The 22,590-nt window shown below is 59.9% G+C and carries 19 protein-coding genes; 2 read left to right on the top strand and 17 right to left on the bottom strand.

All coding sequences use genetic code 11. The features are described from left to right. Nucleotides 1–6: 6 nt before the first annotated feature. The 16 genes from nuoH to AWU82_RS23105 all read right to left on the bottom strand — a co-directional run bounded on the left by nuoH (nucleotide 7) and on the right by AWU82_RS23105 (nucleotide 19,867). The gene (nuoH, locus tag AWU82_RS23180; RefSeq protein ID WP_007951460.1) at nucleotides 7–1,014 is read right to left on the bottom strand and encodes an NADH-quinone oxidoreductase subunit NuoH; all 1,008 of its coding nucleotides are present in this window, start codon (nucleotides 1,012–1,014) and stop codon (nucleotides 7–9) included. Next, nucleotides 1,011–3,725 (bottom strand): NADH-quinone oxidoreductase subunit NuoG, encoded by a 2,715-nt coding sequence (gene nuoG / locus AWU82_RS23175; protein ID WP_064380704.1) that lies wholly within the window; start codon nucleotides 3,723–3,725, stop codon nucleotides 1,011–1,013. The genes nuoH and nuoG overlap by 4 nt, the downstream gene beginning before the upstream one ends. A gap of 136 nt (nucleotides 3,726–3,861) precedes the next feature. Further along, the gene (gene nuoF, locus AWU82_RS23170) at nucleotides 3,862–5,217 is read right to left on the bottom strand and encodes an NADH-quinone oxidoreductase subunit NuoF (RefSeq protein WP_064380702.1); all 1,356 of its coding nucleotides are present in this window, start codon (nucleotides 5,215–5,217) and stop codon (nucleotides 3,862–3,864) included. After that, the gene (gene nuoE, locus AWU82_RS23165; RefSeq protein ID WP_003223804.1) at nucleotides 5,214–5,711 is read right to left on the bottom strand and encodes an NADH-quinone oxidoreductase subunit NuoE; all 498 of its coding nucleotides are present in this window, start codon (nucleotides 5,709–5,711) and stop codon (nucleotides 5,214–5,216) included. Before nuoE ends, nuoF begins: the two co-directional genes overlap by 4 nt. 2 nt (nucleotides 5,712–5,713) lie before the next feature. Next, nucleotides 5,714–7,498 carry an NADH-quinone oxidoreductase subunit C/D gene (gene nuoC / locus AWU82_RS23160; RefSeq protein ID WP_064384075.1) on the bottom strand — a complete coding sequence of 595 codons (1,785 nt, stop codon included), beginning with the start codon at nucleotides 7,496–7,498 and terminating at the stop codon, nucleotides 5,714–5,716. 69 nt (nucleotides 7,499–7,567) lie between these two features. After that, on the bottom strand, nucleotides 7,568–8,242 hold the full coding sequence (locus AWU82_RS23155; RefSeq protein WP_007951456.1) for a NuoB/complex I 20 kDa subunit family protein: 675 nt from the start codon (nucleotides 8,240–8,242) through the stop codon (nucleotides 7,568–7,570). A gap of 10 nt (nucleotides 8,243–8,252) precedes the next feature. Then, nucleotides 8,253–8,666, bottom strand: coding sequence for an NADH-quinone oxidoreductase subunit A (locus AWU82_RS23150; RefSeq protein WP_003223812.1), 414 nt, complete (start codon nucleotides 8,664–8,666; stop codon nucleotides 8,253–8,255). 546 nt (nucleotides 8,667–9,212) lie between these two features. Beyond that, nucleotides 9,213–10,538: an isocitrate lyase gene (gene aceA, locus AWU82_RS23145; protein ID WP_011334956.1), complete on the bottom strand. Its 1,326-nt coding sequence runs from the start codon at nucleotides 10,536–10,538 to the stop codon at nucleotides 9,213–9,215. Between the two features lie 476 nt (nucleotides 10,539–11,014). Continuing rightward, on the bottom strand, nucleotides 11,015–11,767 hold the full coding sequence (locus tag AWU82_RS23140; protein WP_064380699.1) for a secretin N-terminal domain-containing protein: 753 nt from the start codon (nucleotides 11,765–11,767) through the stop codon (nucleotides 11,015–11,017). Nucleotides 11,768–12,012: 245 nt separating this feature from the next. Continuing rightward, nucleotides 12,013–12,438 carry a GNAT family N-acetyltransferase gene (locus tag AWU82_RS23135; RefSeq protein ID WP_007951452.1) on the bottom strand — a complete coding sequence of 142 codons (426 nt, stop codon included), beginning with the start codon at nucleotides 12,436–12,438 and terminating at the stop codon, nucleotides 12,013–12,015. After that, nucleotides 12,431–13,606, bottom strand: coding sequence for a ribosomal protein uL16 3-hydroxylase (locus AWU82_RS23130; protein ID WP_064380698.1), 1,176 nt, complete (start codon nucleotides 13,604–13,606; stop codon nucleotides 12,431–12,433). Before AWU82_RS23130 ends, AWU82_RS23135 begins: the two co-directional genes overlap by 8 nt. 86 nt (nucleotides 13,607–13,692) lie before the next feature. After that, nucleotides 13,693–15,063, bottom strand: a complete 1,371-nt coding sequence (gene purB, locus AWU82_RS23125; protein ID WP_064380697.1) for an adenylosuccinate lyase — start codon at nucleotides 15,061–15,063, stop codon at nucleotides 13,693–13,695. 127 nt (nucleotides 15,064–15,190) lie between these two features. Then, a complete protein-coding gene (gene hflD / locus AWU82_RS23120) occupies nucleotides 15,191–15,814 on the bottom strand; it encodes a high frequency lysogenization protein HflD (RefSeq protein WP_064380694.1) in 624 nt (207 codons plus the stop codon). After that, on the bottom strand, nucleotides 15,811–16,935 hold the full coding sequence (mnmA, locus tag AWU82_RS23115) for a tRNA 2-thiouridine(34) synthase MnmA (RefSeq protein WP_064380692.1): 1,125 nt from the start codon (nucleotides 16,933–16,935) through the stop codon (nucleotides 15,811–15,813). The genes hflD and mnmA overlap by 4 nt, the downstream gene beginning before the upstream one ends. A 59-nt stretch (nucleotides 16,936–16,994) precedes the next feature. Then, the gene (locus tag AWU82_RS23110; protein ID WP_064380690.1) at nucleotides 16,995–17,441 is read right to left on the bottom strand and encodes an NUDIX hydrolase; all 447 of its coding nucleotides are present in this window, start codon (nucleotides 17,439–17,441) and stop codon (nucleotides 16,995–16,997) included. 200 nt (nucleotides 17,442–17,641) lie between these two features. Next, entirely contained in the window at nucleotides 17,642–19,867 is a 2,226-nt protein-coding gene (locus AWU82_RS23105) for an NADP-dependent isocitrate dehydrogenase (protein WP_064380689.1), read from the bottom strand. A gap of 481 nt (nucleotides 19,868–20,348) precedes the next feature. Here AWU82_RS23105 and icd point away from each other — a divergent pair, with 481 nt between their 5' ends. Next, entirely contained in the window at nucleotides 20,349–21,605 is a 1,257-nt protein-coding gene (gene icd / locus AWU82_RS23100) for an NADP-dependent isocitrate dehydrogenase (protein ID WP_064380687.1), read from the top strand. A gap of 79 nt (nucleotides 21,606–21,684) precedes the next feature. Here the strand turns inward: icd and AWU82_RS23095 are convergent, their stop codons facing one another. After that, nucleotides 21,685–21,966, bottom strand: coding sequence for a cold shock domain-containing protein (locus tag AWU82_RS23095; RefSeq protein ID WP_064380685.1), 282 nt, complete (start codon nucleotides 21,964–21,966; stop codon nucleotides 21,685–21,687). A 224-nt stretch (nucleotides 21,967–22,190) separates the two neighbouring features. Here AWU82_RS23095 and clpS point away from each other — a divergent pair, with 224 nt between their 5' ends. Further along, nucleotides 22,191–22,574 carry an ATP-dependent Clp protease adapter ClpS gene (clpS, locus tag AWU82_RS23090; RefSeq protein WP_011334948.1) on the top strand — a complete coding sequence of 128 codons (384 nt, stop codon included), beginning with the start codon at nucleotides 22,191–22,193 and terminating at the stop codon, nucleotides 22,572–22,574. The last annotated feature ends 16 nt before the right edge of the window (nucleotides 22,575–22,590 follow it).

Genomic DNA, 22,590 nt, shown 5'->3' with positions numbered 1-22,590 from the left:
AAATCCTCACTGAACCGCAACCGCAGGCGTGTTCCACAACACGATTGCAGCGGTCACCAGCAAATTGATCAGGGTCAGTGGCAGGCAGAATTTCCAGCTGAAATCCATCACCTGGTCATAACGCGGACGCGGGATGGAAGCGCGCAGCAGGATGAACAGCATGATGAAGAACGCGGTCTTCAGTGCAAACCAGACGAAGGACAGTTGCGGCAGGATGCCGAACGGACCGTGCCAGCCACCGAAGAACAGGGTGACCAGCAGCGCCGAGATCAGGATGATGCCGATGTATTCACCGACGAAGAACATGCCCCATTTCATACCGGCGTATTCAATGTGGTAACCGTCGGCCAGTTCCTGTTCCGCTTCCGGCTGGTCGAACGGGTGACGGTGAGTCACGGCCACGCCAGCGATGAAGAAGGTACAGAAGCCGAAGAACTGCGGAATGATGAACCACAGGTTCTGCGCCTGGTACTCGACGATGTCGCGCATGTTGAACGAGCCGACCTGCACCACGATGCCCATCAGGGCCAGGCCCATGAACACTTCGTAGGACACGGTCTGCGCCGAGGCACGCAAGCTGCCGAGCAGGGCGAACTTGTTGTTGCTCGACCAGCCGGCGAACAGCACCGCGTAGACCGAAAGACCGGCCATGGCGAAGAAGAACAACAGACCGATGTTCAGATCCGCCACGCCCCAGGTCGGGGTGATCGGGATGATCGCGAACGCGATCAGCAGGGCGGACATGGCCACCACCGGCGCCAGGGTGAAGATCACCTTGTCGGCAAACGGAGGGGTCCAGTCTTCCTTGAAGAACATCTTCAGCATGTCGGCCGCGATCTGGAACATGCCGAATGGGCCAACGCGGTTCGGACCGTAACGGTCCTGCCACCAGCCCAGCAGGCGACGTTCGACAAAGCTGAGCAAAGCGCCTGCGACCACCACGGCCAGCAGGATCACGATGGCCTTGATGACCGTCAGGATCACATCGATCACTTCAGGGGTGAACCAGGTCATTGCGCTGCCTCCTGCAGACCATCAACGGATACGCCGGCGAATGCCGGTGGAATGCCGGCGATGCCCGCAGGCAATGCCACCAGACCTGCGCCCAGTTCTTCATTGATACGCAGCGGCAGACGCAGGGTCTGGCCCGCAACGTTGAGGCTCAGCAGTGCGCCGTCGTTGACGCCCAGGCGATCCGCTTCGGACTTGGCCAGTGCGACGTACGCAGCCGGAATGCGTTCCTGAACCGGAGCGGCTTTCGACGAGTTCTCGTCGCTGCCGAACAGGTGGTAGAACGGCACGGCTTGCCAGGTGCCCTGGGCCGGGTTGAACGCGCGCGGAACACTGGCGAACCAGTTCAGCGAATCACCGCTGCTTTCGATCAGGCGAGTGCCCGGATCGCCAGCGCGCAGGTGACCACCGACTTCGTCCTGGAACTTGTTCCAGGCTTGCGGCGAGTTCCAGCCCGGCGACCAGGCGAACGGCACCTGCTGACGCGGTTCGGCGGAGCCCGAGTAACCTTCCATCGAGAAGGCGAACGCGGTGTCCTTGTCTTGCGGGGTGCGTGGTTCGTGAACGCTGATGTCGGCGCGCATCGCGGTGCGACCGGAGTAACGCAGCGGCTCACGGGCCAGTTTCAGACCCTTGATGCGGAACGAGGCGGACGGTGCTGCGTCGACAATACGGGCCAGTTGCGGCGTGCTCGAAGCAACGGCAGCGGTCACGTGGTCGAGTTGCGTCCAGTCGATCGGCTGGTTCAGCAGGGTGGCGCGCAGGGCGTGCAGCCAGCGCCAGCCTTCGTGGACCAGAATGCTCGCGTCCATGTATTGCGGGTCGAAAACCTGGAAGAAGCGCTGGGCGCGACCTTCCTGGCTGACCAGCGTACCGTCGCCTTCAGCGAAGCTGGCGGCTGGCAGAACCAGATGCGCGCGGTCGCTGGTGGCGGTCTTCTGATGGTCGGCAACGATCACTACTTTCGCAGCGTTCAGTGCCGCATCGACCTTGGCCTTGGCGGTACGGGTGTACAGATCGTTTTCCAGCACGACGATGGCGTCGGCCTTGCCGTCAATCACTGCTTGCAGCGCAGCATCAACCGATTCGCCACCGAGCATGGCCAGGCCGAGGCTGTTGGCTTCCGGCACGATCAGGCTGATCGAACCGTTTTTCTCGCGCAGCTTCAGGGCCTTGGCGATGTTCGCAGCCGCTTCGATCAAGGCTTTGGAGCCCAGCGAAGTACCGGCGATGATCAGCGGACGCTTGGCAGCGAGCAGGGCATCGGCGATGCGCTTGGCCAGTTCCAGGGCTTCAGCGTCCAGGCCTTCAACGGCAGGCGCGCTGGCGTCCAGGGCGTGAGCCACGGCGAAACCGATGCGTGCCAGATCGTCAGGAGCGGCGTGTACGCATTCTTCGGCGATGTCGTCGAGCTTGGTTTCAGCCAGGCTGGCGATGAACAGCGGGTTCAGTTCGTGCTGACCGATGTTCTTCACCGCAGCGTCGAGCCAAGGCTGAACGCGCATGGCTTCGGCCATGTCTTCGGCCTTGCCTTTTACCGACTGACGCAGGGCCAGGGCCATGCGGGCGGCGGTCTGGGTCAGGTCTTCACCGAGGACGAACACGGCGTCGTGGTCTTCGATGTCGCGCATGTTCGGCACTGGCAGCGGGCTGTCTTTCAGCACTTGCAGGACCAGACGGATGCGTTCCAGCTCGGAGGCTTCGATACCGGAGTAGAAGTGCTCGGCGCCTACCAGTTCACGCAACGCGTAGTTGCTTTCCAGGCTGGCACGCGGTGAACCGATACCGACGATGTTGCGACCGCGCAGCAGGTCGGCGGCTTTGTCCAGCGCGGCATCCAGTCCAAGCTTGGTGCCGTCGGCCAGCAGTGGCTGACGTGGGCGGTCGGTGCGGTTGACGTAGCCATAACCGAAACGGCCACGGTCGCACAGGAAGTACTGGTTCACCGAACCGTTGTAACGGTTTTCGATGCGACGCAGTTCGCCGTAACGCTCGCCCGGGGAGATGTTGCAACCGCTCGAGCAGCCATGGCAGATGCTTGGCGAGAACTGCATGTCCCACTTGCGGTTGTAGCGTTCGGAGTGAGTCTTGTCGGTGAACACACCGGTCGGGCAGACCTCTGTGAGGTTGCCGGAGAACTCGCTTTCGAGGGTGCCGTCTTCAACGCGACCGAAGTACACGTTGTCGTGAGCGCCGAATACACCGAGGTCGGTGCCGCCAGCGTAATCCTTGTAGAAACGCACGCAGCGGTAGCAGGCGATGCAGCGGTTCATCTCGTGGGAAATGAACGGGCCCAGTTGCTGGTTCTGGTGGGTGCGTTTGGTGAAGCGATAACGGCGCTCGTTGTGGCCGGTCATCACGGTCATGTCTTGCAGGTGGCAGTGACCGCCTTCCTCGCACACAGGGCAGTCGTGCGGGTGGTTGGTCATCAGCCATTCAACAACACTGGCGCGAAACGCCTTGGATTCTTCATCGTCGATGGAGATCCAGGTGTTGTCGGTGGCAGGCGTCATGCAGGACATGACGATGCGACCACGGGTGTCGTTCTCGTCGGTGTACTGCTTGACCGCGCACTGGCGGCAGGCCCCGACGCTACCAAGCGCGGGGTGCCAGCAGAAATAAGGGATGTCGAGGCCCAGCGACAGACATGCCTGTAACAGGTTGTCTGCCCCGTCGACTTCGAGCGCTTTGCCGTCTACGTGGATAGTGGCCATGGTTCAAAGGTCTTCGTTGGCCCGGTGTCAGCGGGCGTGGCTAATGGAATCTTGTTATCCGTCCGAATCCAGTCAGCCCCGAAAGGCGTCATCGGACGAAAGGCGAAGGGCACGGACCCTTCGCCTTTTTAAGCGTTTACGCGCCGACTACGATCGGCTTCGCCAGGGGCGGGACGGCGGCGCTTGCAGGCGCGATACCGGCTTCGAACTCTGGACGGAAGTATTTGATGGCACTGCCCAACGGCTCCACGGCACCCGGTGCGTGAGCACAGAAGGTCTTGCCCGGGCCGAGGAAGTTGACCAGACCCAGCAGGGTCTCGATGTCACCCGGCTGGCCGCGACCTTGTTCGATGGCCATCAGCAGCTTGACGCTCCATGGCAGGCCATCACGGCATGGGGTGCAGAAACCGCAGGATTCGCGAGCGAAGAACTGCTCCATGTTGCGCAGCAGGGACACCATGTTGACGCTGTCGTCCACCGCCATGGCCAGGCCGGTACCCATACGGGTGCCCACTTTGGCGATGCCGCCGGCGTACATTTGTGCGTCGAGGTGTTCCGGCAACAGGAAACCGGTACCGGCGCCGCCTGGCTGCCAGGCCTTGAGCTTGTAACCGTCGCGCATGCCGCCGGCGTAGTCTTCGAACAGCTCGCGACCGGTCACGCCGAAGGGCAGTTCCCACAGGCCGGGGTTCTTGACCTTGCCGGAGAAGCCCATGAGCTTGGTGCCCATGTCTTCGCTGCCGTCGCGGGCCAACGATTTGTACCAGTCCACGCCGTCGGCGATGATCGCCGGCACGTTGCACAGGGTTTCAACGTTGTTCACGCAGGTCGGCTTGCCCCACACGCCAACGGCGGCAGGGAAGGGCGGCTTGGAGCGCGGGTTGGCGCGGCGACCTTCGAGGGAGTTGATCAGTGCGGTTTCTTCACCGCAGATGTAACGCCCGGCACCGGTGTGGACGAACAGCTCGAAATCGAAGCCGCTGCCCAGGATGTTCTTGCCCAGCAGGCCGGCTGCCTTGGCTTCTTCCACGGCACGGTTCAGGTGCTTGGCGGCGGTGGTGTATTCGCCACGCAGGAAGATGTAGCCACGGTAGGTTTTCAGCGCGCGGGCGCTGATCAGCATGCCTTCGATCAGCAGATGGGGCAGTTGCTCCATCAGCATGCGGTCTTTCCAGGTGTTCGGCTCCATTTCATCCGCGTTGCACAGCAGGTAGCGGATGTTGATGGATTCGTCCTTTGGCATCAGGCCCCACTTCACGCCAGTGGGGAAGCCTGCACCGCCGCGACCTTTGAGGCCGGCATCTTTCACGGTCTGGACGATGGCGTCCTGATCCATGTCGGCGAAAGCCTTGCGCGCAGCGGCGTAACCGTTCTTGGCCTGGTACTCGTCGAGCCAGACGGCTTCGCCGTCGTCACGCAGGCGCCAGGTCAGCGGGTGAGTCTCGGCCGAACGCTGGATGCGGTTGGCCGGACCGAAAGAAGTCAGGGTCATACGTAGCCCTCGAGCAGTTTGGCGACGCCGGCAGGCTGGACATCGCCAAAGGTGTCGTCATCGATCATCAGCGCCGGTGCCTTGTCGCAGTTGCCGAGGCAGCAGACCGGCAGCAGAGTGAAGCGACCGTCGGCGGTGGTCTGACCCAGGCCGATACCCAGGTTGTTCTGGATTTCGCTGACCACCGACTCGTGGCCACCGATGTAGCAGACCATGCTGTCGCAGACGCGAATGATGTGACGGCCGACCGGCTGACGGAAGATCTGGCTGTAGAACGTGGCCACGCCTTCAACGTCGCTGGCCGGGATGCCGAGGATCTCGCCGATGGCGTACAGAGCGCCGTCCGGCACCCAGCCGCGTTCCTTCTGGACGATCTTCAAGGCTTCGATCGACGCCGCGCGCGGATCTTCGTAGTGATGCAGCTCGTGCTCGATGGCCGAGCGCTCGGTTTCACTCAAGGTGAAACGGTCTGTCTGGATAAGCGTGCTGTTCATGCTTAGCGGTCCACGTCGGCCATAACGAAGTCGATACTACCCAAGTACGCAATCAGGTCCGCGACCATGCTGCCTTTGATCACCGAAGGGATCTGCTGCAGGTGGGCGAAGCTCGGAGTACGGATCCGGGTACGGTAGCTCATGGTGCCGCCGTCGCTCGTCAGGTAATAACTGTTGATGCCCTTGGTCGCTTCGATCATCTGGAAGGATTCGTTGGCCGGCATGACCGGGCCCCACGAAACTTGCAGGAAGTGCGTGATCAGGGTTTCGATGTGCTGCAGCGTGCGCTCTTTCGGCGGCGGCGTGGTCAGCGGGTGATCCGCCTTGTACGGGCCTTCCGGCATGTTGCGCAGGCACTGGTCGATGATCTTGACGCTCTGGCGCATCTCTTCGACGCGAACCATGCAGCGGTCGTAGGCATCGCCGTTGGCGGCCAGCGGTACTTCGAACTCGAAGTTCTCGTAGCCGGAGTACGGACGCGCCTTACGCAGGTCGAAGTCGCAACCGGTGGAACGCAGGCCGGCACCGGTGACGCCCCATTCCAGGGCCTCTTTGGTGTTGTACTGGGCAACGCCGATGGTACGACCCTTGAGGATGCTGTTCTGCAGGGCGGCCTTGGTGTATTCGTCGAGGCGCTTCGGCAGCCATTCAACGAAATCTTTCACCAGTTTTTCCCAGCCGCGCGGCAGGTCGTGGGCGACGCCGCCGATGCGGTACCAGGCCGGGTGCAGACGGAAACCGGTGATGGCTTCGATCACCGTGTACGCCTTCTGGCGGTCGGTGAACGTGAAGAACACCGGAGTCATCGCGCCGACGTCCTGGATGTAGGTACCCAGGAACAGCAGGTGGCTGGTGATCCGGAAGAACTCGGCCATCATGATGCGGATGACGTCGACTTTCTCTGGCACCTTGATGCCGGCCAGCTTCTCGACCGAGAGCACGTACGGCAGGTTGTTCATCACGCCGCCGAGGTAGTCGATACGGTCGGTGTACGGAATGAAGCTGTGCCAGGACTGACGCTCAGCCATCTTCTCGGCGCCACGGTGGTGGTAACCGATGTCCGGAACGCAGTCGACGATTTCTTCACCGTCCAGCTGCAGGATGATGCGGAACGCACCGTGCGCCGAAGGGTGGTTCGGGCCCAGGTTGAGGAACATGTAGTCCTCGTTCGGGCCGGAGCGCTTCATGCCCCATTCTTCAGGACGGAAACGCGCGGCTTCTTCCTCGAGCTGTTGCTTGGCCAGGTTCAGGCTGAACGGATCGAATTCGGTGGCGCGCGCCGGGAAGTCCTTGCGCAGCGGGTGACCTTCCCAGGTCGGCGGCATCATGATGCGCGACAGGTGCGGGTGACCTTTGAAGTCGATGCCGTACATGTCCCAGACTTCACGCTCGTACCAGTTGGCATTCGGCCAGATGCTGGTGACGGTCGGCAAGCTGAGGTCGCTCTCGGACAAGGCGACCTTGATCATCACGTCACTATTACGTTCCAGCGACATGAGGTGATAGAACACGGTGAAATCGGCACCGCTCGGCAGCCCTTGACGCTTGGTGCGCAGACGCTCGTCCACGCCGTGCAGGTCATAGAGCATGACGTACGGCTTGGGCAGATTACGCAGGAAGGTCAGGACTTCGACGAGCTTGGCGCGAGCCACCCACAGCACCGGCATGCCGGTGCGGGTCGGCTGAGCGGTGAACGCTTCGGCGCCAAAACGGTTGTTCAGTTCGACGACCACATCCTGGTCGTCTGCCTTATAAGGCGGGATGTACAGAGCACTGCCTGTAGTCATGGTTATTTTTTCGCTTTCGGTCAACGTAAAGAATGAAGCCAGCTTCTCGTTTCTTTGAAACAGACTGGATCAGACTTCGTCAGGGCTGCGCAGGTTGGTGACTGCGATTCGCTGTTCGCGGCGCTGTTCCTTCTGCGAAGGCATGTCGGCGCGATAGACGCCTTGATCGCCAACGACCCAGGACAGTGGGCGACGCTCCTGGCCAATGGATTCCTGCAACAGCATCAAGCCTTGCAGAAATGCTTCTGGACGGGGCGGGCAGCCAGGTACGTAGACGTCAACGGGCAGGAACTTGTCCACCCCCTGAACCACGGAGTAGATGTCGTACATGCCGCCGGAGTTGGCGCACGAACCCATCGAGATCACCCACTTGGGCTCAAGCATCTGCTCATACAGGCGCTGAATGATCGGCGCCATCTTGATGAAGCAGGTCCCGGCGATAACCATGAAGTCGGCCTGACGCGGTGATGCCCGGATAACTTCGGCGCCGAAGCGCGCGATGTCGTGGGGCGCCGTGAAGGCGGTGGTCATTTCCACGTAGCAGCACGACAGACCGAAGTTGTACGGCCACAGGGAGTTCTTACGTCCCCAGTTGACCGCGCCACTCAGCACGTCTTCCAGCTTGCCCATGAAAATGTTTTTGTGGACTTGATCCTCTAACGGATCGGAAACGGTTTCCCGCTGGCCGATCGGATACTGCTCGTTAGGAGCATCGGGGTCGATTCTGGTGAGATTGTATTGCATTGCCAAAGCCTCATTGTTTCAGCTTCGCCTGCCGCTTGCGACGAGCTTCCGGAGCCCAGTCAAGGGCGCCCACTCGGAACAGGTAGACAAGACCTGCCAACAGAATTGCTATGAAAACGAGAGCTTCGACGAATCCGGTCCAGCCGCTTTCGCGGACGGACACAGACCATGCAAAGAGAAAGAGGGCTTCGATATCGAAGATCACGAACAGCATCGCGACCAGATAGAATTTGGCTGAGAGCCGCAAGCGGGCGCCACCGGTAGGTAGCATGCCGGACTCGAACGGTTCGTTTTTGCTGCGGCCCCAGGCTTTTGACCCGAGGAGGCTGGAGACGCCGAGCATGAAGGCACACAGGCCGACTACACCCAGAAGGAAAATGGCAAAGCCCCAGTTGTGGGCCATGAGTCCTGTCGCTTCGGGCATGCTGGAAATCCTTAACAGAGAGCAAAGGTCTCTGAGCTTGATAAAGAAATAAGGCAGTGACGATATGTCGCAGCAATCAATCGCGCTGATTTTATGGCTAAACACCCGGCAAGTAAAATTCCTATAGCGAAATTATTTATTGGAATAAGGACATAGCGCACCTCGAAGGGCCCGCAGCCCATGCGCTGCGGGCATTAGCCGGGATTTCACGAATTATGTTTTGTAGGAAATGTAACGAACATAGTTGTCGCTAAATGATAATTGATATCGTTTGGAGTGATTGGGTAACTGTTTAACGGGTCAGTAGTCGGGAAGTTGTCTTATATCCGCGTTACTGCAAGTAGCGGCGGCGCCCGTTTTAACCGGTTTTTCCGATACGGATACCGCTCTGGATCAATGTTTTGCCTGACAGGCTGTGCCATTTCCTAAGGTGCCCGGAAAAGCGCAGGCAAAAAAACGCCCCGAACCAGTCGGGGCGTCAGTTTTTCGGCAGTGCGGTTAGCTTTCTATACGGTCCGCAAAGGCCGTTCGCTCAGGCGAAGTCGATCAGTGGAACTGTTCTTCTTCGGTCGAACCGGTCAGCGCGGTCACCGAGGACGTGCCGCCCTGGATCACGGTGGTCATGTCGTCGAAGTAGCCAGTGCCCACTTCCTGCTGGTGAGCCACGAAGGTGTAACCCTTGGCGGCGTCAGCGAATTCCTGCTCTTGCAGCTTCACGTAGGCAGTCATGTCGTTGCGGGCGTAGTCGTGCGCCAGGTTGAACATGCTGTGCCACATGTTGTGAATGCCGGCCAGGGTAATGAACTGGTGCTTGTAACCCATGGCGGACAGTTCGCGCTGGAACTTGGCGATGGTCGCGTCGTCCAGGTTTTTCTTCCAGTTGAAGGAAGGCGAGCAGTTGTACGACAGGATCTGGTCCGGGTATTCCTTCTTGATCGCTTCAGCGAAACGACGGGCTTCGTCCAGGTCTGGTTTGGCGGTTTCGCACCAGATCAGGTCGGCGTACGGCGCGTAGGCCAGGCCACGGGCGATTGCCTGGTCCAGACCTGCACGAACCTTGTAGAAACCTTCCTGGGTACGGGTGCCAGTCACGAATGGCTGGTCGTACGGATCGCAGTCGGAAGTCAGCAGGTCGGCAGCGTTGGCATCGGTACGGGCCAGGATGATGGTCGGTACACCGGCAACGTCGGCAGCCAGACGAGCCGCGGTCAGCTTCTGCACGGCTTCCTGGGTTGGAACCAGAACCTTGCCGCCCATGTGGCCGCATTTCTTCACGGAAGCCAGCTGGTCTTCGAAGTGAACGCCGGCGGCGCCTGCTTCGATCATGCTCTTCATCAGCTCGTAGGCGTTCAGTACGCCGCCGAACCCGGCTTCAGCGTCAGCCACGATTGGCGCGAAGTAGTCGATGTAGCCTTCGTCGCCCGGGTTCTTGCCGGCTTTCCACTGGATCTGGTCGGCACGACGGAACGAGTTGTTGATGCGCTTGACCACGGTCGGAACCGAGTCCACCGGGTACAGCGACTGGTCCGGGTACATCGATTCGGCGGAGTTGTTGTCCGCAGCGACTTGCCAGCCCGACAGGTAAATCGCCTGAATACCGGCCTTGACCTGTTGCACAGCCTGGCCGCCGGTCAGGGCGCCCATGCAGTTGACGAAATCTTTCTCTGGGCGGAAGGACGGCTTGGCACCCTGGGTGACCAGGTTCCACAGTTTTTCGGCGCCCATTTTTGCAAAGGTGTGCTCTGGTTGAACCGAGCCACGCAGACGGACGACGTCAGCAGCGGAGTAATTGCGAGTCACGCCTTTCCAGCGCGGGTTTTCAGCCCAGTCTTTTTCAAGGGCTGCAATTTGCTGTTCGCGTGTCAGTGCCATGGAGATAAACCTCGTCGCGTCTTTATGAAAAGTTGTTCTGCGGTGGAAAATTCCTTGCGCTCGCTGACCAGAAGCTTAGGTGGTCAGGTCGGGTTCGGCGGGGCAGGCGACGGGATGAACGATGGGCTCGAGGGGAAGTGAGCAGGTAAAGGCGAACTGGCGGGCGCATTCGGGCGTCGTGGGCCTTTATACGAACTACAGTGTAAAGCCGGGTTACCTAATTACGCTTCCGTCCCTCGGGACAACTTCGTTCCAGTCGGCAACCTCGTCAAACACACCTTGTGGGCGGTACAGACACGAAACGGCTCGCGGGGATGGTTGCGAGCAGCGCTTCGAAGGCCCTTGCCAGGGCCTCTGATTAGCGGGAGCGAGGCCATCATGCCTTCGCTTTTTTGGCTCGTCAAACGATTTGTAGTGCTTTTTTTCAAGCACTACATCTTTCGTCTAATACGACTAATCAGTCAGTTTTCGGTGCTTTAGTCCAACGTGTCGACTTTCACCCGCAACGTCATGTCATCCCGGCCTTGAGTCGAGTAGCTGCGGGCCAGGCCCTGTTTGTCGGCCTGGGTCTGGCGATTCACGCCGGCGAGGGTGATCCACTCGCCCAGGCGTCCGGTGACAGTTGTGTCGGTGCTTTGAACGTTCACTACATCGGGACGTTCCTGGCTCATGCGGTCACGGTTGGTACTGATTGCCAGGTGAACGGTTTCGCCGGTGACGCTGGCGGTGACGTAAAAGCCCTGGGTGACGTTGCGATATTGCGTCTGGCTGCTGTAATCGCCGTAGGAGTTGGTCTGGCTGCTGGTGATCGGCACGCTCTGGCCGACCTGGATCAGTGCCGGTGCACCTTCGCTGGCCTGAATTTGCTGAATGCCGCCGTCACGGCTGGCGGTGCCGCGGCTGATGATGCGGGTTTGCGCGCCATTGACCGAATAACCTTCATCGCCACGACCGTTGTTTTCGTTGGTGTCGACCGTGATCAGCAAGCGCTTGGGCGCGGTGTCGAGCTGCGAGAGCAGGTCCTTGAGTTCTTGAATCTTGCCGGGCTCGGCCTTGACGATCAGTTGGTTGCCATAGGCGCTGACCTGGCCGTCCTTGCCGATGAAGTCCTGAGCCACCGGCAGCATGTCGGCACTGGTGTGGTACTTGAGGGGCACGATTTCTGTGGCTGCCATCACCGAAAAACTGCAGCCGAGCAGCAGGGTGGTGAGCAGGGTGCGTAGGGACATGTCCGTTATCTCCGCTTTCGAAAGGCTTGATATTGCCAGTTTGTCGGCCCGGGGTGGGGCAAGTTGAATCGTAGACAGCAAAACGCCCCGGCATCGTGAGATGGCGGGGCGTTTTAGGTGTTGATCGTTCCCACGCTCTGCGTGGGAATGCAGCCAGTGACGCTCTGCGTCACATGCCGCGAGGGACGCGGAGCGTCCCGAGAGGCATCCCCACGCAGAGCGTGGGAACGATCGGCTCCTCGGTCTTAAGCTGAGTGACGAACCATATCGACATGCGGAATCCCTGCTTCCAGGAATTCCTCGCTGACCAGATTGAAACCCAGACGCTCATAGAACGCCGTGGCCTGAACCTGGGCACTGAGCATCTGCTGCTTCAGGCCGCGTGCTTCCGCTTCGGCAATCACCGCTTGCATCAGCGCATCGCCGACCTTCAGGCCGCGCCAGTCCTTCAGCACTGAGACCCGGCCAACATGCCCGTCGGGCAACAGGCGGGCGGTGCCGATCGGAAAGTCGCCTTCGAAGGCCAGAAAATGCACCGCCGTGGCGTCATCGGCATCCCACTCAAGCTCGGGTGGAACCGATTGTTCGGCAATGAACACCGTTTCGCGAATGCGGCGGATCTCGGCGTTGTCCTTTTGCCAGTCTGCAACACGTACGCGAATCTTATTCATCGTCGGCGAACCCCAGACTGCCCTGTTTGACCAGTTCGCACAGCAGGCCGCGACCGTCTTCGTCGCTCAGCCAGTCACCGAGGTTGTCGGTGTGCAGGGCGTCGGCGGAGCAGATCAGCTTCAGCAGTTCGCGCAGCTTGCCCGGCAGGTAGCGGCTCTGGCCGCTGGCGAACAGCAGCAGATCGTCATCGACGTCCGACCACGCCAGGCGCGCGCTCGGGTTGCGGATCAGGATGGCGCCGTCTTCGAGCGCGCCGAGCAAGTCTTCTTCCTCGACCTCTTCCGGACCGACCACCAGCTCTGGATAACGCGGCTCGGTCATGTACTGGCCGAACCAGGTCAGCAGCAGGCGTTCGTCGCTCATGTGCTCGGCGAGCAGCGCTTTCAGGCGGCCGAGGGCATCGTGCTGGATCTGATGTGGATCATCGCTGACCGGTTTTGCATCGGCGTCGGTATAACGCTCTTCGTCAGTCAGGAACTGGCTGAGGAAGTCGGTGAAGTGGGTCAGCACTTCAGCGGCGCTCGGTGCGCGGAAGCCGACCGAGTAGGTCATGCAGTCGTCAACAGCAACGCCGCAGTGAGCCAGGCGCGGCGGCAGGTAGAGCATGTCGCCGGGTTCCAGGACCCACTCTTCAGTCTCGTGGAATTCGGCGAGGATGCGCAGGTCTGCGTGTTGCAGCAGCGGGCTTTCGGAGTCGCACATCTGGCCGATTTTCCAGTTGCGCTTGCCGTGGCCTTGCAGCAGGAACACGTCGTAGTTGTCGAAGTGCGGGCCGACGCTGCCGCCCGGAGCGGCGAAGCTGATCATCACGTCGTCGACGCGCCAGCTCGGCAGAAAGCGGAAGTTTTCCAGCAGCTCGCTGACTTCCGGCACGAACTGATCGACGGCCTGCACCAGCAGGGTCCACTCACGTTCCGGCAGTTTGCTGAATTCGTCTTCGGCGAACGGGCCGCGGCGCAGTTCCCAGGGACGCTCGCCGTGCTCGATCACCAGACGCGATTCAACTTCTTCTTCCAGGGCCAGGCCGGCGAGTTCGTCGGCGTCGATCGGGCTTTCAAAATCAGGAAACGCCTGGCGGATCAGCAGTGGTTTTTTCTGCCAGTAATCGCGCATGAACTCGCGCGCCGTAAGACCACCCAGAAGTTGAAGAGGAATATCGGGATTCATATGTAACCTATTGAAAAAAAGCATTTTTCAGACGGGAATAAAAACGCCCGGCGCGGCCGGGCGTCTCAAACGGGTCAAGCAGTCGATCAGATGCGTTTGGCTTGCGCTACAGCGTTGCCGATGTAGTTGGCCGGGGTCAGTTGCTTGAGCTCGGCTTTCGCAGCGGCCGGCATGTCCAGGCCATCGATGAAAGTCTGCAGTGCTTCAGGGCTGATGCCCTTGCCGCGCGTCAGTTCTTTCAGCTTCTCGTAAGGGTTTTCGATGTTGTAGCGGCGCATCACGGTCTGGATCGGCTCGGCCAGGACTTCCCAGCAAGCGTCCAGATCGGCAGCGATCTTGTCAGCGTTCAGTTCGAGCTTGCTGATGCCTTTGAGACTCGCTTCGTACGCGATCACGCTGTGGGCGAAACCCACACCGAGATTACGCAATACGGTGGAGTCGGTCAGGTCGCGCTGCCAGCGGGAGATCGGCAGTTTGCTCGCCAGGTGCTGGAACAGTGCGTTGGCGATGCCCAGGTTGCCTTCGGAGTTTTCGAAGTCGATCGGGTTGACCTTGTGCGGCATGGTCGACGAACCGATTTCGCCGGCGATGGTGCGCTGCTTGAAGTAACCCAGGGAGATGTAGCCCCAGATGTCACGGTCGAAGTCGATCAGGATGGTGTTGAAGCGCGCAATGGCGTCGAACAGCTCGGCGATGTAGTCGTGCGGTTCGATCTGCGTGGTGTACGGGTTGAAGGCCAGGCCCAGCTCGTCTTCGATGAAGGCGCGGGCGTTGGCTTCCCAGTCGATCTGCGGGTAGGCCGACAGGTGAGCGTTGTAGTTGCCGACAGCACCGTTGATCTTGCCCAGCAGCGGAACGGCAGCGACCTGAGCGATCTGACGCTCGAGACGGTAAACCACGTTCGCCAGCTCTTTACCCAGAGTGGTCGGCGAAGCCGGCTGGCCGTGGGTGCGCGACAGCATTGGCACGTCGGCGAAGCGCAGGGCCAGTTCGCGGATGGCGGTGGCGGTCTGGCGCATCAGCGGCAGCATCACGTCGTCACGGCCTTCGCGCAGCATCAGGGCGTGGGACAGGTTGTTGATGTCCTCGCTGGTGCAGGCGAAGTGGATGAATTCGCTGACCTTGGCCAGCTCCGGCAGCTTGGCCGCCTGCTCCTTGAGCAGGTATTCGATCGCTTTGACGTCGTGGTTGGTGGTGCGCTCGATCTCTTTCACGCGCTCGGCGTGCTCCAGCGAGAAGTTTTCGGCCAGTTCGTTCAGAACGGCGTTGGCTTCGGCGGAGAAGGCTGGCACTTCCGGGATGCCGGCGTGAGCGGCCAGGCGCTGGAGCCAGCGCACTTCAACCAGAACGCGGGCACGGATCAGGCCGTACTCGCTGAAAATTGGGCGCAGGGCCTGGGTTTTGCCGGCGTAGCGGCCGTCAACAGGGGAAACCGCAGTGAGCGAAGAGAGCTGCATGGGGTGTTCTCGGACAGTCGGGCAACGAAATGGGGCGCGTATCATACATGAAAAAATCCGCCGGTCCGTCGCCAACTGACCGGCGTATTACGCGTTACAGACTACAAAGCTTTTGTTGCGCGGTGATTTACTCGCTGCGCATCAACGGATACAGCTCTTTGAGCAATTTGCGCCGACTGATGACCAGTTGCCAGCGATGACCGCCGAGCTGACGCCACAGGCGTGCAGAGCGAATGCCGGCGAGCAGCAGGGCGCGGATCTTCGAGGCATTGCTCGGCTGCTGCAAGTTGCGCATGTCGCCATGCACCTGAATGCGTTGGCGCAGCGTGCTCAGGGTGTCCTGATACAGCGCGCCGCAGGCCGCGATCACGTTTTCGTGGGCCGGGCCGAAATGCTCGACCTGCGACTGGATCTGCGGCAAGCGCTTGCCGATCACGTCGAGCATGTCGTTGCGCTTGGCCAGTTGTCGCTCAAGGCCGAGCATCGACAGGGCGTAGCGCAGCGGCTCGCGCTGCAAGGTGCTCGGGTCGCGTTCGAGGGCGCCGATCAGCGCGCGGTAACCCTCGCGCAGGTTGATATCGTCGCCGCCGTAAACATCCAGCGTGTCTTTCGGGTCGCGAACCAGCAGGCTGCCGAGCATGCAGCTCAGGCCCGCTTCGTTGGTCTGGCCGGTCTTGGCGATCCGGTCGACCAGCACGGCGGCGAGAAACACCCCGCCCAGAGCCGTCAATTGCTCCTGAGTCGGGCTCATGCCTGGCCGCTCCACGGCTCGGCGACTTCTATCACGCCGCCACCGAGGCAGATTTCACCGTCATAGAACACCACTGACTGGCCCGGCGTGACCGCGCGTTGCGGCTCGTCGAACACGGCACGATAGCCGGTCGCGGTTTTTTCCAGGGTGCAGGCCTGATCGCTCTGGCGATAACGAACCTTGGCGGTCAGTCGCAGCGGCTGGCTCAAATCGATCGGATTGACCCAATAGATTTCCGAAGCGAGCAGGGCGCTGGAGAACAGCCACGGATGGTTGTTGCCCTGGCCGACGATCAGCTCGTTGGTGTCCAGATCCTTGCGCAACACGTACCACGGCTCATCGCCGGCGTCTTTCAGACCGCCGATGCCCAGGCCCTGGCGCTGACCGATGGTGTGGTACATCAAGCCGTGGTGGCGGCCGATGACTTCGCCTTCGGTGGTCTTGATCTCGCCCGGTTGCGCCGGCAGGTATTGCTTGAGGAAATCGCTGAAACGGCGCTCGCCGATGAAGCAGATCCCGGTGGAATCCTTCTTCTTGGCGGTCGCCAGCTCGTACTTCTCGGCAATTGCACGGACTTCCGGTTTCTCCAGCTCGCCGACCGGGAACAGGGTCTTGGCGATCTGTTCGCCGCCGACGGCGTGCAGGAAGTAGCTCTGATCCTTGTTCGGATCCAGGCCCTTGAGCAGCTCGGTGCGACCATCGATGTCGCGGCGACGCACGTAGTGACCGGTGGCGATCAGGTCGGCGCCGAGCATCATGGCGTAGTCGAGGAACGCCTTGAACTTGATTTCGCGGTTGCACAGGATGTCCGGGTTCGGCGTGCGGCCGGCCTTGTATTCGGCCAGGAAGTGCTCGAACACGTTGTCCCAGTACTCGGCGGCGAAGTTGGCGGTGTGCAGCTTGACACCGATCTTGTCGCACACAGCCTGAGCATCCGCCAGGTCGTCCATGGCGGTGCAGTATTCCGTTCCGTCGTCTTCTTCCCAGTTCTTCATGAACAGGCCTTCCACTTCATAGCCCTGCTCGATCAGCAGGAGAGCGGAAACGGAAGAGTCCACGCCGCCGGACATGCCGACAATGACGCGCTTCTTGGATGTGTCAGAAGGGGCTGGATCACGCATAGGGATTCAATGAGTGTCTTGAAAAAGGACGCGATTCTATCAGGCTCACGGCCTCAAGGCTAAAGGGAAGGGCGGATCAGTTCGAGGCCGAAGCGATTGCCGGCCAGATAATCATCGATGCAGCGGATGATCAGCTCGCTGCGCCAGTGCTCGCGCAGATCCAATAATTCGTCGCGGGTCAGCCACTTGGCGCCGACGATGCCGTCGTCCAGTTGATAATCCGGGTGATGTTTCACGGCTTTGGCGCTGAAGCATACGCGCTGGTAAGTCACGCCGTTGCTTGGGGCGGTGTACAGATAAATGCCGACCACGGCGGTGGGCTCGACGTCCCAGCCGGTCTCTTCGAGGGTTTCGCGCACGGCGGCTTCGATCAGGGTTTCGTCCGGATCCAGATGGCCGGCCGGCTGATTGAGCACGTTGCGCCCGGCCTTGTGTTCCTCGACCATCAGGAAACGACCGTTGTCCTCGACGATGGTGGCGACGGTGATGTGGGGGAGCCAGTCCATAAGTCGTCCTCAATTTTCCAAATCTTGAAACACTATCCCTGTGGGAGCTGGCTTGCCAGCGATAGCGGTGGATCAATCACCATGATTGTTGGCTAATCGGCTGCCATCGCTGGCAAGCCAGCTCCCACAAGGGTTTGTGTTGTCTTCAGAAACACAAACCCCGGCACGGGGCCGGGGTTTGTGATGTTCCCTTTACAACCTTATACCAGCGCAGCAATCGCCGCGTTGAAGGTTGCGCTTGGGCGCATGGCCTTGCTGATCAGCTCGGCATTGGCGTGGTAGTAACCGCCGATGTCCACTGGCTTGCCTTGAACGGCATTGAGCTCGGCGACGATGGTCGCTTCGTTCTCGGTCAGGGTTTTGGCCAGAGTCGCGAACTGCGCTTGCAGTGCAGCGTCTTCGGTCTGGGCGGCCAGGGCTTGTGCCCAGTACATCGCCAGGTAGAAGTGGCTGCCGCGGTTGTCGATGTTGCCGACTTTGCGCGATGGCGACTTGTTGTTGTCGAGGAACTGGCCAGTGGCCTGGTCCAGGGTCTTGGACAGCACCAGCGCTTTCGGGTTGTTGTAGTTCACACCCAAGTGCTCGAGAGAAGCGGCCAGGGCCAGGAATTCACCCAGCGAATCCCAGCGCAGGAAGTTCTCTTCGACCAGTTGCTGTACGTGCTTCGGCGCCGAACCGCCGGCGCCGGTTTCGAACAGGCCACCGCCGTTCATCAGCGGCACGATCGACAGCATCTTGGCGCTGGTGCCCAGTTCCATGATCGGGAACAGGTCGGTCAGGTAGTCGCGCAGTACGTTGCCGGTCACCGAAATGGTGTCCTTGCCTTCGCGGGTGCGTTGCAGGGTGTATTTCATGGCATCGACCGGCGCCATGATCTGGATGTCCAGACCGGTGGTGTCGTGATCCTTCAGGTAAGCCTGAACCTTCTCGATCACCACGCCGTCGTGTGCGCGCATCGGGTCCAGCCAGAAAATGGCTGGAGTTGCGCTTGCACGAGCACGGTTGACGGCCAGTTTGACCCAGTCCTGGATCGGCGCGTCCTTGGTCTGGCACATGCGGAAGATGTCGCCGGCTTCAACAGCCTGTTCCATCAGCAGGGTGCCTTTGCTGTCGGTCACGCGAACCACGCCGTCGGCCTTGATCTGGAAGGTCTTGTCGTGGGAACCGTATTCTTCGGCTTTTTTAGCCATCAGGCCAACGTTTGGCACGCTGCCCATGGTGGTCGGATCGAAAGCGCCATTGGCTTTGCAATCTTCGATCACGGCCTGGTAGATGGTGGCGTAGCAACGATCCGGGATCACGGCCTTGGTGTCGTGCAGCTGGCCGTCGGTGCCCCACATCTTGCCGGAGTCACGGATCATGGCCGGCATCGAGGCGTCGACGATAACGTCGCTCGGCACGTGCAGGTTGGTGATGCCTTTGTCGGAGTTGACCATCGCCAGCGACGGACGAACGGCGTAGACCGCTTGAATGTCAGCTTCGATCTGGGCTTGCTGCTCGGCCGGCAGGGATTTGATGCGGGCGTACAGGTCGCCGATGCCGTTGTTCAGGTTGAAGCCGATTTCGGCCAGCACGTCGGCGTGCTTGGTCAGGGCGTCCTTGTAGAACTCGGCAACGATCTGACCAAACATGATCGGGTCGGAGACCTTCATCATGGTGGCTTTCAGGTGAACCGACAGCAGCACGCCTTGTTGCTTGGCGCTGTCGATTTCAGCGGCGATGAACGCGCGCAGGGCCTTTTTGCTCATCACGGAGCAGTCGAGGATCTCGCCCGCCTGAACGGTGGTCTTTTCTTTCAGGACGGTCGCGGTGCCGTCTTTGGCGATCAGTTCGATCTTCACGGCGTCAGCGGCGTCGATCAGGACAGCTTTTTCGCTGCCATAGAAATCGCCGGTGCTCATGTGAGCGACATGAGACTTGGAGTCTTTGGCCCAGGCGCCCATTTTGTGCGGGTGCTTGCGAGCGTAGTTCTTGACCGACAGCGGCGCACGACGGTCGGAGTTGCCTTCACGCAGAACCGGGTTCACGGCGCTGCCCTTGACCTTGTCGTAACGCGCCTTGGCTTCTTTTTCGGCGTCGTTGGTCACGGATTCCGGGTAGTCCGGCAGGTTGTAGCCCTGGGCTTGCAGTTCTTTGATCGCGGCCTGCAACTGCGGAACCGAAGCGCTGATGTTCGGCAGCTTGATGATGTTGGCTTCAGGCGTAACGGCCAGGTCGCCCAGTTCGGCGAGGTGGTCGGCTACGGCTTTGTCGCCCAGTTGCTCGGGGAAGCTGGCCAGAATGCGTGCTGCAAGAGAGATATCGCGGGTTTCCACGGCGATATCGGCCGAGGCGGTGTAAGCCTCGATGATCGGCAGCAGGGAATAGGTGGCGAGGGCTGGAGCTTCGTCGGTGAAGGTATAGATGATCTTCGAGCGGGTGGGCATATTCGGATTAACTCTCTCTTCTTTGCTAAAGCGTGCGCAGAAACTCGAGGGGCGCCGGGTAAGCGCGTTCGTTCAAAGTCATCCATGAACCGAATGTCGAGAATCTTCGCGGTGATGTTGGGTGCATCAGTAGAGCGTCAAGCAGTCGGACTGCGGTAACAACCCGACCAATCAGGCGGAAAGTCTCGTGCTAGAGAGGCCAGCCGTCGTGACCCTGTGGTCAGCGGGCGGCATTATACATAGGTAGCTGGCAATCTGCCGATGGTTCATATGCAACGATTCTCGTCCATTGGTCTAAAGGTCGCAGGGCGGGGTGGGGCGTAGAGTCGCCGTGAATGCTTGAGATTGGCGCTTTTCCCTTTGCTTTCAGGCTTGTACGAAACGAGATGTGGTCGCGCCCGGAACAGAGGGTTTGCGTGTTGATTCAACTGGGTTACGCTCGAACCAAGCCAGATGTTCAATCCAAACAATGGAGTTCAGCATGGGTTACAAGAAGATTCAGGTTCCAGCCGTCGGCGACAAAATCACCGTCAACGCAGACCATTCTCTCAATGTCCCTGATAACCCGATCATTCCCTTCATCGAAGGTGACGGCATTGGCGTCGACGTCAGCCCTGTGATGATCAAAGTGGTTGATGCTGCCGTAGAAAAAGCCTACGGGGGCAAGCGCAAGATTTCCTGGATGGAGGTTTATGCTGGCGAAAAAGCAACTCAGGTTTATGACCAGGACACCTGGCTGCCCCAGGAAACCCTGGACGCGGTCAAGGATTACGTGGTCTCCATCAAAGGCCCGCTGACCACTCCGGTCGGTGGCGGCATCCGTTCCCTCAACGTCGCCCTGCGCCAACAGCTTGATCTCTATGTCTGCCTGCGCCCTGTGGTGTGGTTCGAAGGTGTGCCGAGCCCGGTGAAAAAGCCTGGCGACGTCGACATGGTGATCTTCCGCGAGAACTCCGAAGACATTTATGCCGGTATCGAATGGAAGGCCGGCTCCCCTGAAGCCACCAAGGTCATCAAATTCCTGAAAGAAGAAATGGGCGTCACCAAGATCCGTTTCGACCAGGATTGCGGCATCGGCATCAAGCCGGTTTCCAAAGAAGGCACCAAGCGTCTGGTGCGCAAGGCCCTGCAATACGTGGTGGACAACGACCGCAAGTCGCTGACCATCGTGCACAAGGGCAACATCATGAAATTCACCGAAGGTGCCTTCAAGGACTGGGGTTACGAGGTGGCGAAGGAAGAATTCGGCGCCGAGCTGCTCGATGGCGGCCCATGGATGAAATTCAAGAACCCGAAAACCGGTCGTGAAGTCGTCGTCAAGGACGCCATCGCCGACGCCATGCTTCAGCAGATCCTGCTGCGTCCGGCCGAGTACGATGTGATCGCCACCCTCAACCTCAACGGTGACTACCTGTCCGACGCCCTGGCAGCGGAAGTGGGCGGTATCGGTATCGCGCCGGGTGCCAACCTGTCCGACACCGTGGCCATGTTCGAGGCGACCCACGGTACCGCGCCGAAATATGCCGGCAAGGACCAGGTCAACCCTGGCTCGGTGATCCTGTCGGCGGAGATGATGCTGCGTCACCTGGGCTGGACCGAAGCGGCCGACCTGATCATCAAGGGCACCAATGGCGCCATCAAGGCCAAGACCGTGACCTACGACTTCGAACGTCTGATGGAAGGCGCCACGCTGGTGTCTTCTTCGGGCTTCGGTGATGCGCTGATCAAGCACATGTAATAAAGCCAGCTGCAACGAAACCGCCCGGCTCGAGTAATCGAGTCGGGCGGTTTGTTTTCTGGCAGGTGTTCGGGTCGCTTCAGCTGGTCACTGACTGGTGATGAGCAGCGGACGGGGCCGCATCTTTTGCGGCTTCGACATTCTGAATTTTTGTGGCATGCAGGCCTTTGGGGCCTTGCACGATCTCGAATTTGACGATCTGCCCGGCTTTGAGGGTTTTGTATCCGTCCATTTCAATGGCGGAATAGTGGGCAAAGAAATCGATCTCCTTGCCGTCCTCGTCCTTCCCCTCGCGGGAGTCGGTGTTTATAAAACCGAACCCCTTGGCATTGTTGAACCATTTCACCTTGCCGACAGCCATGCTCAAATCCCTCTGCAACAGTCTCCATCGCTGGAGTATCATCCAATTCATCCGCAGTCGAATCCGTTAAAAAGATTGACTCCGCGGATCTTTTTTCCCCACTGTGGGTTCTATTGGTTGTAACACCGTTTTCCCGATAGTCAAGGTGACCGGGCAGTCGGAGTTGAAAACGTGTCAAGCCGCCCCCACCACTGTATTTGCACAACTGACGAACCTTTCTTTCCATGCATGCAATCAGCCAGATTCGACTAACATTCAATCAGGATCGCCCGCTTCTCCAAAAGGATCTTCCACAGGAGCACGACGACGATTCGGCAGGCGTTGCTGTTCAGGAAGCAAAGCCTGCGTTACAGGCGCCGCCGATGTACAAGGTGGTTTTGTTCAATGATGACTACACACCGATGGATTTCGTCGTCGAAGTGCTCGAGGTGTTTTTTAACCTGAATCGCGAGCTGGCGACCAAGGTCATGCTGGCCGTCCACACAGAAGGGCGGGCAGTATGTGGAGTGTTTACCCGCGACATCGCCGAGACAAAGGCCATGCAGGTCAACCAGTACGCCAGGGAAAGCCAGCATCCGCTACTCTGTGAAATCGAGAAGGACGGTTAATCGCCGACCACTTGGG

Origin of the sequence: Pseudomonas glycinae (assembly GCF_001594225.2) — a bacterium.
Classification (GTDB): domain Bacteria; phylum Pseudomonadota; class Gammaproteobacteria; order Pseudomonadales; family Pseudomonadaceae; genus Aquipseudomonas; species Aquipseudomonas glycinae.
This window is presented reverse-complemented; position numbering and strand designations above follow the sequence as displayed.

What these genes read in the sequence shown, in the direction of transcription:
- nuoH (WP_007951460.1), bottom strand. Translation starts at nt 1,014, where the DNA reads ATGACCTGGTTCACCCCTGAAGTGATCGATGTGATCCTGACGGTCATC.
- nuoG (WP_064380704.1), bottom strand. Translation starts at nt 3,725, where the DNA reads ATGGCCACTATCCACGTAGACGGCAAAGCGCTCGAAGTCGACGGGGCA.
- nuoF (WP_064380702.1), bottom strand. Translation starts at nt 5,217, where the DNA reads ATGACCCTGACTTCTTTCGGTCCGGCCAACCGCATCCAGCGTTCGGCC.
- nuoE (WP_003223804.1), bottom strand. Translation starts at nt 5,711, where the DNA reads ATGAACAGCACGCTTATCCAGACAGACCGTTTCACCTTGAGTGAAACC.
- nuoC (WP_064384075.1), bottom strand. Translation starts at nt 7,498, where the DNA reads ATGACTACAGGCAGTGCTCTGTACATCCCGCCTTATAAGGCAGACGAC.
- AWU82_RS23155 (WP_007951456.1), bottom strand. Translation starts at nt 8,242, where the DNA reads ATGCAATACAATCTCACCAGAATCGACCCCGATGCTCCTAACGAGCAG.
- AWU82_RS23150 (WP_003223812.1), bottom strand. Translation starts at nt 8,666, where the DNA reads ATGCCCGAAGCGACAGGACTCATGGCCCACAACTGGGGCTTTGCCATT.
- aceA (WP_011334956.1), bottom strand. Translation starts at nt 10,538, where the DNA reads ATGGCACTGACACGCGAACAGCAAATTGCAGCCCTTGAAAAAGACTGG.
- AWU82_RS23140 (WP_064380699.1), bottom strand. Translation starts at nt 11,767, where the DNA reads ATGTCCCTACGCACCCTGCTCACCACCCTGCTGCTCGGCTGCAGTTTT.
- AWU82_RS23135 (WP_007951452.1), bottom strand. Translation starts at nt 12,438, where the DNA reads ATGAATAAGATTCGCGTACGTGTTGCAGACTGGCAAAAGGACAACGCC.
- AWU82_RS23130 (WP_064380698.1), bottom strand. Translation starts at nt 13,606, where the DNA reads ATGAATCCCGATATTCCTCTTCAACTTCTGGGTGGTCTTACGGCGCGC.
- purB (WP_064380697.1), bottom strand. Translation starts at nt 15,063, where the DNA reads ATGCAGCTCTCTTCGCTCACTGCGGTTTCCCCTGTTGACGGCCGCTAC.
- hflD (WP_064380694.1), bottom strand. Translation starts at nt 15,814, where the DNA reads ATGAGCCCGACTCAGGAGCAATTGACGGCTCTGGGCGGGGTGTTTCTC.
- mnmA (WP_064380692.1), bottom strand. Translation starts at nt 16,935, where the DNA reads ATGCGTGATCCAGCCCCTTCTGACACATCCAAGAAGCGCGTCATTGTC.
- AWU82_RS23110 (WP_064380690.1), bottom strand. Translation starts at nt 17,441, where the DNA reads ATGGACTGGCTCCCCCACATCACCGTCGCCACCATCGTCGAGGACAAC.
- AWU82_RS23105 (WP_064380689.1), bottom strand. Translation starts at nt 19,867, where the DNA reads ATGCCCACCCGCTCGAAGATCATCTATACCTTCACCGACGAAGCTCCA.
- icd (WP_064380687.1), top strand. Translation starts at nt 20,349, where the DNA reads ATGGGTTACAAGAAGATTCAGGTTCCAGCCGTCGGCGACAAAATCACC.
- AWU82_RS23095 (WP_064380685.1), bottom strand. Translation starts at nt 21,966, where the DNA reads ATGGCTGTCGGCAAGGTGAAATGGTTCAACAATGCCAAGGGGTTCGGT.
- clpS (WP_011334948.1), top strand. Translation starts at nt 22,191, where the DNA reads ATGCATGCAATCAGCCAGATTCGACTAACATTCAATCAGGATCGCCCG.